The sequence below is a fragment of the Neobacillus cucumis genome, from assembly GCF_023715505.1.
The window spans coordinates 59,757-72,329 of record NZ_JAMBOH010000001.1 but is presented as its reverse complement, the minus strand read 5'-3'; the positions used below and the strand labels follow the sequence as shown (position 1 = coordinate 72,329).

Here is a 12,573-nt window from a genome sequence, read left to right as displayed (position 1 = left end):
AACTAATAAAATAGTACGTTATTGGAGGAGCCTGTCACCAAGGGATAATTATGTCCATTGGTTGACAGGCTTTTTTGATTTTTACTAAAAAAGAGTCTGTGGATTTAAAGCACAGACTCTTTTTATTTTTTCGAAAGGAAAGGTGAATCAGATGGATTTCATTTTCGAGTTAGCGATTATTTTATTAGCTTCTAAAATAGCTGGGGATATTAGTGTTAAGTTAGGACAGCCGTCGGTTTTAGGAAAGCTTCTTGTAGGAATTCTCTTAGGGCCGGCTGTTTTAGGGCTTGTTTCGAATACGAGTACATTGGAAGAACTTAGCCAGATTGGTGTTATCCTGTTAATGTTTATCGCGGGTTTAGAAACGGATATTGATGGATTTAAACGCTCCTGGAAAGCTTCAACTTCCGTAGGGTTAAGTGGAATCGTTGTTCCGTTTTTTATCGGGTTTATAGCTGGAGTTATAATGCATATGTCCACTTTTGAGGCGTCTTTTTTAGGCTTATTGCTTTCAGCAACAAGTGTAAGCATTTCTGTTCAGGCACTTAAAGAATTAAACAAAATGCAGTCAAAAGAGGGGACCGCAATCTTAGGTGCAGCAGTTATCGATGATGTTGTAGTTATTATCGCACTGGCCTTTTTAATGAGCATGGCAGGTGGAGATGTCAATTTAAGTATGATTATAATGAAAAAGGTGCTCTTTTTCGGAGTAGCTATATTAGCAGCTTGGAAGCTAGTACCATGGATTTTAACGAAATTTGCATCATTAAAGGTAACAGAATCTGTTATTACTGGTGCATTGATCATCTGTTTTTTATATGCTTATATAGCAGAATTAATGGGGGTTGCAGCCATTATTGGGGCCTACATTGCCGGTTTAGCTTTAAATCTAACCAAACTTAAACATGTAGTTTTTAAAAAAGCAGAAACCATTAGTTATTCCCTTTTTGTACCGGTATTCTTTACTTCAATTGGACTACAAGTAAGCTTTGAAGGCATTTCACAACATCTTAGTACGATTGTCTGGCTTAGCATTCTCGCAATCCTTACAAAGCTAATTGGCGCTGCAGTAGGTGCAAAACTGGCCAAATTCTCGTGGAGCAGCTCACTTGGAATTGGTGCTGCTATGGTTTCAAGGGGAGAGGTAGCCTTAATTATTGCTGCCATTGGACTAGAGAGTCATTTAATAAGCCAAGAACTTTTTGCCATTTTAGTAATTGTGGTTCTTGTTACCACAATTGCTACACCACCAATGATGAAATACTTTTTTAATAGAAGTCAGAGTGAAAAAAGTATAAAAGTAACAGCTTAATTAAAACTTTTGAAAAACAACCCCCATGTTCTCTTTGGACAGCTCGAATAGTTTAGTAGAGTAATTAACTATTAACAGTTCTATGGAGGTTAGAGATGGGAATCAAATTAATCGATATCGACAAACTGCTAGAAGCCACTTCAGATCTAACATCTGAGAAAAACAATAATAAAGTGAAAAAAGTGGAGATTGACCAACTTCTTGAAAATACTCGTAATTGGTAAGTAAAATAACGACATTTAAATAATAATACACCATGAAATGCCTTCTACTAGATAGAGGGCATTTTTCTTTTTATAGTATAAATAACCCTCCAGAATGAAAGCGATTTTACCTAGTAATATTAATAACTTGAAGTTTCGAGCTTTAAAGCGAAAAAATATTTTTGGTTTTTCTATTGCTTTTATCGAAAAAAGATACTAGAATAATAATAATTTTTAATATATAAAAAATTATTAGAAAATTGCATGGAAATTGGGGGAGCATGTTCATGAAAAGAAAGGTAAAGGCAGTCTCGATCGCATTAGCAGGAATGTTGCTGTTAGCTGGATGTGGAAGCAAGGAGTCTTCAGGAAGTTCGGAAAAATCAGGATCAGAAAAAGAATTCAATGTAGGTATTACTCAATTTGCACCGCATCCGTCATTAGATGCTGCAACACAAGGATTCAAGCAGGCGCTTAAAGACAAAGGGTTAAAAGTAAAGTTTGATGAACAAAATGCTCAGGCTGATATGAATAATACACAAACCATTGCGAATAATTTTGTCGGCGATAAAGTAGATTTGATATTTGCTAATGCTACACCGAGTGCAACGGCCGCTTTAAATGCTACAAAGGATATTCCAATTGTTTTTACATCTGTGACAGATCCTGTCGGAGCGGGTCTAGTTAAATCGTTTGATAAACCAGGTAATAATATTACTGGGACCACTGATAATCATCCTGATGCAACAAAGAAAACGATTAACTTTATTACGGATGAAGTAAAAGCAAAAAATGTTGGCGTGATTTATAATTCAGGTGAGCAAAATTCAGAGGTTCAAGTTAAAGCTGTGAAAAAACTTGTTGAGGAAAAAGGTGCTAAACTTGTTGATGTTTCAGTAGCAAATACTTCAGAAGTAAAGCAGGCTGCTGAGTCTTTAGCGGGTCGTGTTGATGCAATTTATATTCCTACCGATAATACAGTTGTTACAGCTCTTGATGCTGTTATTGCCGTTGCCAATAGTAAGAAAATCCCTCTTTTTGTTGGAGAGCTGGATTCAATGAAGAAAGGTGCAGTAGCCGCTAGTGGATTTAGTTATTACGACCTTGGTTACCAATCCGGAGTAATGGCTGCAGATATTTTATCAGGTAAGAAAAAAACTTCGGAAATCCCAGTTGAGCTTCCAAAAAGCTTAAAACTAGTCATTAATAAGAAAGCGGCTGAAGCCCAAGGGTTAAAAGTGAAGGATGAATGGAGTAAACTTGGCGAATTTTATGATGGAAAGTAATCTATAGGTATTGATCTTTTTCAAGGAGGTAACCTACGCCTCAAGGTTACCTCCTTGACTCGTATATAAGATTAAACAATGGTCTCTAATATATGGACCCAACACTCAAAGAAAGGATGATCTCTATGTTTACAGCCATATTTGGATCTTTTGAAGCAGGTATCATCTATGCGATTATGGCGCTGGGCGTCTACCTTTCCTTTCGTATTTTAGATTTTCCAGATTTAACGGTGGATGGGAGTTTTGTTACAGGTGCCGCGATCTCAGCGGTATTAATAGCAAATGGAGTAAACCCTTTTTTGGCTACAATTACGGCATTAATCGCCGGATTTGCTGCTGGCTGTATGACTGGCCTTCTTCATACGTTTGGAAAAATTAATAATTTACTTTCCGGTATTTTAATGATGATCGCGTTATATTCTATTAATTTACGAATTATGGGGCGAGCAAATATACCTTTATTAAATACTGATACTGCTTTTACAAAAATTGGTGCCCTTTTTGAAAAATGGGGAATTGATTCATTTTTTAATCAAATTCTAACCAAAGTTGGACTTGGCGATAGTCTTCCAGAAACATGGGGAATTTTGATATTTATGATTATTGTAACATTCGTAATCAAATTCCTAACCGATTTATTCTTACAAACTGAAATTGGTCTTGCTATCAGAGCTACCGGCGATAATAAGAGAATGATCCGCAGCCTTTCAGCAAATACCAATATTCTAGTTGTTCTGGGTCTTGGCCTATCCAATGCCTTAGTTGCTTTCTCAGGGGCACTTATTGCTCAACAAGGCGGGTTTGCCGATGTTGGTATGGGAATTGGAATGATCGTTATTGGTTTAGCTTCTGTTATTATTGGTGAGGCACTTTTTGGAACAAAAACAATGGCAAGAACGACACTGGCTGTTATTGGCGGGTCTATTATCTATCGAATTGTTGTAACTCTAGCATTACGAGCGGAGTTTATGAGCCCTGGAGATATGAAATTAATTACTGCCATCATTGTCATTATTGCTTTAACCGCACCAAAAATCATTGATGCTTCAAAAGAGAAAAAGCGTAAGGCTCGAAGGAAAGCGGAAAGAATGAATCTAATTCAGGCTTCTGCACAAGGAAAGGGGGACAATCATGCTGCACTTAAATCAGATTCATAAGATTTTTAATGAGGGAACCCCGGATGAGAAAGTGGCGATTGATCATGTCAACCTTTCCCTTAAAGCAGGAGATTTTGTAACAGTTATTGGAAGTAACGGTGCAGGTAAATCCACGTTAATGAACATCATTTCTGGGGTTTTAATTCCAGATGTGGGTGATGTTCATATAGGAGGAAAGAATGTTACGAGCATGTCAGAGTATAACCGTTCAACGATGATTGGACGTGTGTTTCAGGATCCGATGGCAGGTACAGCTCCTAGTATGACCATTGAAGAGAATCTTGCAATGGCCTATTCACGGAATAAAACGAGAACGCTTCGAAAAGGAGTAACGAAAAAGAGACGGGACTATTTCAGGGAGGTTCTTGAATCCCTTCATCTTGGCTTAGAAGACCGTCTTAGTGCAAAGGTTGGGTTACTTTCTGGCGGGGAACGGCAAGCACTATCCTTGCTAATGGCCACATTCACTGAGCCTTCTATCCTCCTGCTCGATGAACATACAGCCGCACTTGATCCCTCTCGTGCAGAGCTAATTACCAACTTAACAAAGGATATTGTTGCTAAATATAATCTGACAACCTTAATGGTTACCCATAATATGCAGCAAGCAATTGACTTAGGGAATCGGTTAATCATGATGGATAAGGGTCAAATCATATTAGAAGTGAATGAAGAGGATAAGGACAAGCTGACAATTGAGGGATTGTTAAGTGAATTTAAACGAATTCGCGGTACGCAAATGGCAAGTGATCGAGCCATTCTGGCGTAACGTAAAATATTTTTTTACATTTTTAGACAATGTGGCATTTCTGATATTATTTCCAGTTTTTAAACAGTGAAAACATACCGAATAAGGTGTGTTTTTTCTTTTTTCTGGGAAATATGATTTCGTCAAATTATGACTCTTTATCACCTAAAAGCGTTATTGCTTTATCTCCTGCTCTTGAGTGGACGAAAACCTATCACTTAAAATGAAGAATGAATATTCCTGATTTAAGATGAGATGGGGGTCATTTGATGAAAGAAAAGAGAATAAGAGCAGACCAGTTGGCTAATGATTTTTTTCCTGTCCGTGATGTAGATTATATTGAAATCTATACAGGTAATGCTAAGCAAGCTTGTCACTTCTTTTGTACTGCCTATGGTTTTCAGCCAGTTGCCTATTCAGGTCTTGAAACAGGTAATCGTGAAACCGCTTCCTATTGTTTGAAACAACGTAATATTCGGGTCATACTGACGGGTTCCTATACTAAAGATAGTGAAGTTGCCCGATTTGTTAAAAGACATGGAGACGGCGTAAAGGATGTTGCCCTGCTGGTGGATGATGTAGACAAAGCTTATGCGGAAGCAGTAAAAAGAGGTGCGATTGCTCATACTGCCCCATATGAAATGAAGGATGCAAATGGAGTGATAAAAAGGGCCGTTCTCGGTACATATGGAGACACTATCCATACGTTAATTGAGCGGCAACATTATCAAGGAACGTTTTTACCTGGTTATGAACCATTTTTGGCAGAGCTGCCGGTTGAAGATGCAGGGTTAATTGGTATCGATCATGTGGTCGGAAATGTCGAGCGGATGGAGGAATGGGTGGAATATTATTCAAAAGTGATGGGCTTCATCGAAATGAAACATTTCTCTGACAAAGATATTACAACGGAATATTCAGCTCTTATGTCTAAGGTCATGCATAATGGCGGTCGAATAAAATTCCCGATTAATGAACCTGCCGAGGGGAAACGAAAATCACAGATTCAAGAATTCCTGGAGTTCTACAATGGTCCCGGGGTTCAGCATTTGGCCATTTTAACAGAAGATATTGTATCAACAGTCACCACTTTGAAAAAGAACGGGGTGGAGTTTCTCAAAACACCGGACACTTACTATGAGTCATTAGCAGAGCGGATTGGGAAAATAGATGAAGAGATTGATAAGCTTCGTGAACTTAATATTTTAGTAGACAGGGATGATGAGGGATACTTACTACAAATTTTCACTAAGCCAATTGTGGACCGGCCGACATTGTTTATCGAAATCATCCAGCGTAAAGGAGCCCGTGGCTTTGGCGAAGGAAACTTTAAAGCACTTTTTGAATCGATTGAACGTGAACAGGAAAGACGCGGGAACTTATAAAAAATAGATAAATAGGTAAAGGTTTAAATGGGGGTCTAAATCAATCGGTCATGGGAGAGCATCTTCTCCCTTTCAATAAAAAAAACTTAGATAGGTGAATTATGTGAAGTTTATAACCTTTGAAAAAGGCGATGGAAGGATAAGTGCAGGATGGTTGATAGATGATGAACATGTGGTAGATATGTGTGAAGCTTCAGGAAATCGGTTTCCTAATAATCTATTAGATTTTCTCAACAATAGTGAAGAATACTTGAAACAGGCAAAAGGCTGCTTCCTGCTCCCAGGTCAGGAGGGTGTTTATCCATTAAAGGAGCTTCGTTTAAAAGCACCGCTGCCTAACCCAAGAAGTTTTCGTGATTTTTATGCTTTTGAACAGCATGTAAAGACGGCACGTGCAAAACGTGGACTTTCAGTAGTTCCTGAGTGGTACAAGATGCCTGTTTTTTATTTTTCCAATCATCTTGCAATAAGCGGGACAGGAGACAAAATTTCGAGACCTGCAAATTGTTGTTGGCTGGATTATGAACTGGAAATTGCCTGTATCATTGGCAAGGAAGGCAGGGATATTCCAGCCGATCAAGCAGATGAATATGTTTTTGGGTATTGTATTCTAAATGATTGGAGCGCGAGGGACCTGCAGAGAGAAGAAATGAAGGTTGGTTTAGGGCCGGCTAAGGGGAAGGATTTCTCCACCTCGATTGGGCCATGGATTGTTACGAAAGATGAACTAGAACCGTTTAAAGAACATGGTGGTTTCGATCTCACTATGAAGGCTCGTGTAAATGGGATTTTGCTTTCTGAGGGGAACCTGAAGGATATCTACTATACCTTTGGAGAAATGATTTCAAGAGCCTCACAAGGGGTCACCCTTTATCCAGGTGAAATCATTGGTTCAGGAACAGTCGGAACCGGCTGTATCCTCGAGCTTGGTCCTGAAGTACACCGCTGGCTGGAACCGGGTGATTTGGTAGAACTTGAGATTGATGGGCTTGGCGTACTGAAGAATACAATCATCGACTAAAAAAGAGGTGAAATATGTATTACCGTCAAATGGGCCAGATTCCTCATAAGCGTCATACGATGTTTAAAAAAGCGGATGGGAGTTTATTCCGAGAACAGGTAATGGGGACGCGTGGATTCTCTGGAACACAATCGATTTTGTATCATCACCATATGCCAACAGAAATAGTTAAGTCGGAACTAGTTAGCGGTTATTTGCCGGAATATGAGGAGCAGCAGTCTTTAAAACACCGTCACTTTATGACAAGTAAAGCGAATATAGAGGGAGATGCGCTGAAAGCAAGGAATTATTTAATGGGAAATCAAGATCTCCTTATCGGAACGGCCAAGGTGACAGAACGGATGTCATGTTTCTACCGAAATGGGGATGGAGATGAACTGTTATACATCCATTACGGATCTGGAAAGCTCGAGACCATGTTCGGTACCATATCTTATCGAGAAGGAGACTATTTAATTATACCGATTGGAACCATTTATCGAGTTATACCTAACAAACAGGAAGCCACTCAATTATTATTTATTGAATCCTGCAGTCAGATTACAACACCAAGGCGTTATCGAAATGAATACGGCCAGCTCTTAGAGCATAGTCCTTTCTGTGAGCGCGATATTCGCGGACCTGAGGACTTGGTGACATTTGAGCAAAAAGGGAAATTTGAAATTTTTACGAAATCAAGAGGGGTCATCTCCTCGCATATACTTGGTCATCATCCATTTGATGTGGTGGGCTGGGATGGATACTTATATCCCTGGGCCTTTAATATTGAAGATTTTGAGCCCATTACAGGAAGGGTCCATCAGCCGCCGCCGGTTCATCAAACGTTTGAAGGTAATCATTTTGTGGTTTGTTCATTTGTTCCGAGGCTATTTGATTATCATCCAGAAGCCATACCAGCCCCTTATTATCATAGTAATGTCAATAGTGATGAACTCCTTTATTATGTAAAAGGAAACTTTATGAGCCGTAAGGGGGTACAGGAGGGATCAATTACCCTGCATCCTGGGGGGATTCCTCATGGCCCTCACCCTGGAAAAGTAGAAGCTAGTATTGGTAAAAGAGAGACATTGGAACTTGCTGTTATGATTGATACCTTTCATCCATTAAAAATAGTTAAAACAGCACAAGAAATGGAAGATCCAGCTTATATGTATTCCTGGTATAAGTAATGGGAAGACAATCTAGCGAAAAAAAGCTGGGTTGTTTTTTTCTATTAGAAAAAAGTGGTATTGTAGTATTAAGCATTTTTTATAATACATATAAAGTGAGGTGAAATTATGGATTTAGATTCCGTTTTAAGAAAATTAAATGGTCATACCCCAAAAATCTTAGGCAGTGAAAGATTCTCAAAATATGCTGTTTTGCTTCCGTTATTGCAAAAAGAGGATGGAATTCATGTATTATTTGAAGTTCGGTCATTAGAATTGAGGCGTCAGCCGGGAGAAATTTGTTTTCCAGGAGGCAGAATAGATGCACAGGATATAGATGAACAAGGTGCAGCCATCCGTGAAACAGTAGAGGAGTTAGGGATAAATAAACAAGATATTTCCGATGTATTTCCATTGGATTATATGATTTCACCCTTTGGGATGATTCTTTATCCTTATGTAGGTTTTATTAATAGTCCTGAAAAAATTCAGCCAAGCCCGGCTGAGGTTGGTGAAATATTTACGGTTCCATTGACGTTCTTGATCCATAATAAGCCGGAAATTTATCGTGTTTCCCTTAAAGCGGAGCCTGAGGAAAATTTTCCGTTTGAGTTAATACCCGGTGGTGAAAAATATAACTGGCGGGCTAGAGGGATGGATGAATATTTTTATCGCTATGGCGGTAAAACAATTTGGGGACTTACGGCAAGAATTCTAGCCCATTTCATAGAACTGATTAGCTAAATCAGCAGAATAAGTTTAATAAGGCATAAGTTATAAAACGGTGATTTTACTTGTGTAAAAGCTTACATCTCTATTTTCTTTCTTAGTTGTCTTTTACACATGGACAATTGTTCGTTATGAGCGGAAAAAAACACTTGATTATTTTTTAAATTGTAATAAAATTAAAATTATATTTTTATAGAGTAGGGGATGTATCCATGAAGGTCGTAAAGTTTGGCGGATCCTCTTTAGCTTCCGGAAGACAGCTAGAAAAAGTATTTCAAATTGTCACTGCTGACCGTGAACGTAAAGTGGTCGTTGTATCAGCTCCGGGAAAGAGGTATGCAGAAGATATAAAGGTAACAGATTTATTGATTGAATGTGCTGATTACTGTTTACAAAATAAGGATCCGAAGGAAAAGGTAGCTTCTGTCCTTGAGAGATATGCAGCCATTGCAAATGAATTAAATCTTGCAGATGGAGTGATCCAGGAAATTCATGATGACTTATTAACAAGAATTGCTGGTGACAAAAGCAAACCGGATCGGTTTATCGACTTGCTAAAAGCCAGTGGTGAGGATAATAATGCCAAATTAGTAGCTGCTTATTTTCGAGCACAGGGTGTAGAAGCTCATTATGTAGACCCTAAGGAAGCAGGTCTCCTTGTCAGTGATGAGCCGGGAAATGCCCAAGCATTACCTGAATCTTATTTACGACTAAATTCATTAAATGAACAGTCTGGTATCCAAATTTTCCCAGGATTCTTTGGCTATAGCCTTAGTGGAGAGGTGTTTACCTTCTCAAGGAGCGGTTCGGATATTACCGGTTCTATCCTTGCAAATGCGCTAAAGGCAGATTTATATGAAAACTTTACAGATGTAGATGCGGTTTACTCTGTAAATCCTTCCATTGTCCAAAAGCCAAAGGAAATAAAAGAATTAACTTATCGGGAAATGCGAGAATTATCATATGCCGGATTCACAGTATTACATGATGAGGCACTTGTTCCAGCTTTTAGAGCGGGAATCCCTGTTAATATTAAAAATACAAATAATCCATCAGCGCCTGGAACACTTATAGTGAACGAACGTGACAATACAAATGGACCTGTCATTGGCATCGCCAGCGATAAAGGGTTTTGCAGTATTTATGTCAGCAAATACTTAATGAACAGAGAAATCGGCTTTGGGCGGAAGCTGTTAGGTGTATTAGAAGATTATGGTCTTTCATATGAGCATACACCATCAGGTATTGATGACGTGTCTGTCATCTTACGGGAGAATCAGCTTGATGAGAAAATCATGGATGAAGTGATTAATCGAATCAAAAATGAGTTACATGCAGATGAAGTGAAAGTTGCTCATAGTCTGGCCCTCATTATGGTGGTTGGAGAGGGAATGCGCCGAAATGTTGGTACCATGGCTAGAGCTTCAAATGCACTTGCAAAGGCGAGGGTTAATATTGAAATGATTAATCAAGGTTCATCAGAGGTTAGTATGATGTTTGGTGTCAAAGAAGTAGATGAGAAACGGGCGGTTCAGGCTCTTTATGAGGAGTTTTTTGTTCCAGTGACTGTTTGATTTTCTTTTCATTAAAAAAGGTACGTTTAATTACGACGTACCTTTTTCAATTTCAGTTTTGTACGAATCAATGCCCATAAAGCGATAACAAGACCGCCTAAAGTATCGGCGATTAAGTCTGTCATTGTATCTTTATTTCCTCCGCCTTGCAAGGTCATCCCGAATATCTGGTCGCAGCTAAACTCGTAGACCTCCCACAAAACACCACCTAATGCTGCAAACGATGCGGTAAAAAGGAAAACAAACCAAGAGGAAATCTCACTCCCTGCATCCCTGTGAATTAACCTTTCATATAATGCAATTCCCGCGAACGCAAGGATGGCACCGCTGACGAAATGCATAAAGGTATCCCACCAGCCAAGTCCATACCAGCCTAATATAGAACCCAAATATTGTGAACCTACTAAGAAAATGATATAGGAAAAGACAATGGGTAGATTAAATTTCAGCTTTGTAAACAGGGCTAACAAAAGCGGTACTGCTCCACAAACAATTCCGCCTATTGCTACAGTGGATTTAAAAGTTTGGCCAATACTATAGTAATACACTGCCAAGACGGCCATGAATAATACATACAATATACTCACTATTATCACAAGTTTTCTTTTCATTAGAGCACCTCTATTTTATTAGACTTCTTTTCCTAAAAAGGGTATATACCGCGGTGATAAGACCTCCTCCCAAACCGCACAGAAGATCGTACATGGTATCCTTATTGCCACCCCTTTGCATCGTTTGTGTAAAAGTCAAATCTCCTACAAACTCGTAAATCTCCCAGAGGACACTCGACGACACAGCAAGTGAGAGGACAAACAGAACAAGAATCCCAACAGAAACATTCCTTCGTGCATGTTGTGGAATCCAATATTTATAAAGACTTATTCCCACAAACCCTACAAACATACCTTTAAAAAAATGCAGAGTAGAATCCCACCATTTATAATGCAAATAAAAGCTTGAGATGGAACCTAAATACAAGGAACAAAATAAGAAAAGATAGTAACAGATCATTATGGGAATATTAAAGGGATTATTTTTCATCTTTAGTAAGCCTAGCGGCAGCAAGCTGACGAAAATACCTCCAAGTGCTACTTGCCACCTTGTATGGTCATGTTTCAACAAGTAATAAATAAACAATGCAGTCATACCCAGACTAAATAATATACTTAATGCAATAACAACCTTCCTTTTCACCTGCTCACCTCAAATCAAAAATCACTCCTTACAATTATGTCCAAAAGTGAGTAATTATAAAGGTATAGGTACAGCTCGCAAAGTGAGAGTAGAAACGGTATAGTTACAATATATGAAAAAATTTTTAAAGATGAAACTTGGTGGTGGTTCAATGCAAAAGGCACAAATTCCAACATATGAACGGATTGCAATTGATTTAGCAAATAGAATCTACGATGGAAAGTTTAAAGTAGGTGAAAAGATTCATGGCAGGTCCACCCTTGCAAGTGAATATAAAGTCTCACCTGAAACGGTCCGAAGAGCAATCAAAATATTAGAAGACGTAGAGATTGTCCATTCCACTAAAGGAAGTGGCATTGTCATCTCATCGCGAGAGAATGCATATAAATATATCCACCGTTTTTCCAATTTAGCGAGTATCAAGGATCTAGAAAAGCAAATGAGCAGCCTCATTTCAGAAAGGAATAGGCTGGATGAGGAACTTTTTGATACGTTAAGAAAAATCATGGATTATTCAGGGAAGCTCAGGCATACCAATCCCTTAGCACCTATTGAAGTGGAAATTTTCCCAGGGTGCATTCATATCGGAAAAACAATTTCGGAAACTAAATTTTGGCAAAATACTGGTGGAACGGTTATAGGAATGAAGCGCAAGGGAGAGTTAATCATCTCACCCGGACCCTATGCACTAATCCTTGAAGGGGATGTTTTACTAGTAATTGGTGATGATGAGACATATGATAGGGTCGTTCATTTTTTAGAAGACTAATCGAATCAAATAATTACCAAAGCTGTATAAGAACAAAAGCGCAAGCG

At 38.7% G+C, this 12,573-nt stretch carries 13 protein-coding genes; 11 read left to right on the top strand and 2 right to left on the bottom strand.

The window, feature by feature from the left end; all coding sequences use genetic code 11:
* Positions 1-151: 151 nt before the first annotated feature.
* The 10 genes from M3226_RS00380 to M3226_RS00340 all read left to right on the top strand — a co-directional run bounded on the left by M3226_RS00380 (position 152) and on the right by M3226_RS00340 (position 10,563).
* Positions 152-1,312 carry a cation:proton antiporter gene (locus M3226_RS00380; RefSeq protein WP_251561572.1) on the top strand — a complete coding sequence of 387 codons (1,161 nt, stop codon included), beginning with the start codon at positions 152-154 and terminating at the stop codon, positions 1,310-1,312.
* A 95-nt stretch (positions 1,313-1,407) separates the two neighbouring features.
* Positions 1,408-1,536, top strand: a complete 129-nt coding sequence (locus tag M3226_RS32120; protein WP_255286609.1) for a hypothetical protein — start codon at positions 1,408-1,410, stop codon at positions 1,534-1,536.
* A gap of 266 nt (positions 1,537-1,802) precedes the next feature.
* Complete coding sequence (locus M3226_RS00375) at positions 1,803-2,801, top strand: ABC transporter substrate-binding protein (RefSeq protein ID WP_251561570.1); 999 nt, start codon at positions 1,803-1,805, stop codon at positions 2,799-2,801.
* 125 nt (positions 2,802-2,926) lie between these two features.
* On the top strand, positions 2,927-3,958 hold the full coding sequence (locus M3226_RS00370) for an ABC transporter permease (protein WP_251561568.1): 1,032 nt from the start codon (positions 2,927-2,929) through the stop codon (positions 3,956-3,958).
* The gene (locus M3226_RS00365) at positions 3,933-4,727 is read left to right on the top strand and encodes an ABC transporter ATP-binding protein (RefSeq protein WP_251561566.1); all 795 of its coding nucleotides are present in this window, start codon (positions 3,933-3,935) and stop codon (positions 4,725-4,727) included. The genes M3226_RS00370 and M3226_RS00365 overlap by 26 nt, the downstream gene beginning before the upstream one ends.
* 248 nt (positions 4,728-4,975) lie before the next feature.
* On the top strand, positions 4,976-6,091 hold the full coding sequence (gene hppD, locus M3226_RS00360; protein ID WP_251561564.1) for a 4-hydroxyphenylpyruvate dioxygenase: 1,116 nt from the start codon (positions 4,976-4,978) through the stop codon (positions 6,089-6,091).
* A 103-nt stretch (positions 6,092-6,194) separates the two neighbouring features.
* Complete coding sequence (locus M3226_RS00355; protein WP_374110523.1) at positions 6,195-7,112, top strand: fumarylacetoacetate hydrolase family protein; 918 nt, start codon at positions 6,195-6,197, stop codon at positions 7,110-7,112.
* 14 nt (positions 7,113-7,126) lie between these two features.
* Positions 7,127-8,281, top strand: a complete 1,155-nt coding sequence (locus M3226_RS00350; RefSeq protein ID WP_251561563.1) for a homogentisate 1,2-dioxygenase — start codon at positions 7,127-7,129, stop codon at positions 8,279-8,281.
* 108 nt (positions 8,282-8,389) lie between these two features.
* Positions 8,390-9,004, top strand: coding sequence for an NUDIX hydrolase (locus tag M3226_RS00345; protein WP_251561561.1), 615 nt, complete (start codon positions 8,390-8,392; stop codon positions 9,002-9,004).
* A gap of 197 nt (positions 9,005-9,201) precedes the next feature.
* Positions 9,202-10,563: an aspartate kinase gene (locus tag M3226_RS00340; protein WP_251561559.1), complete on the top strand. Its 1,362-nt coding sequence runs from the start codon at positions 9,202-9,204 to the stop codon at positions 10,561-10,563.
* A gap of 26 nt (positions 10,564-10,589) precedes the next feature.
* On the opposite strand, the gene M3226_RS00335 is transcribed toward M3226_RS00340, so the two are convergent.
* Positions 10,590-11,174 carry a hypothetical protein gene (locus M3226_RS00335; protein WP_251561557.1) on the bottom strand — a complete coding sequence of 195 codons (585 nt, stop codon included), beginning with the start codon at positions 11,172-11,174 and terminating at the stop codon, positions 10,590-10,592.
* A 10-nt stretch (positions 11,175-11,184) separates the two neighbouring features.
* Complete coding sequence (locus tag M3226_RS00330; RefSeq protein ID WP_251561555.1) at positions 11,185-11,757, bottom strand: membrane-spanning protein; 573 nt, start codon at positions 11,755-11,757, stop codon at positions 11,185-11,187.
* Between the two features lie 151 nt (positions 11,758-11,908).
* Between M3226_RS00330 and M3226_RS00325 the strand changes: the two genes are divergently transcribed.
* Positions 11,909-12,526 carry a TrkA C-terminal domain-containing protein gene (locus M3226_RS00325; protein ID WP_251561553.1) on the top strand — a complete coding sequence of 206 codons (618 nt, stop codon included), beginning with the start codon at positions 11,909-11,911 and terminating at the stop codon, positions 12,524-12,526.
* The last annotated feature ends 47 nt before the right edge of the window (positions 12,527-12,573 follow it).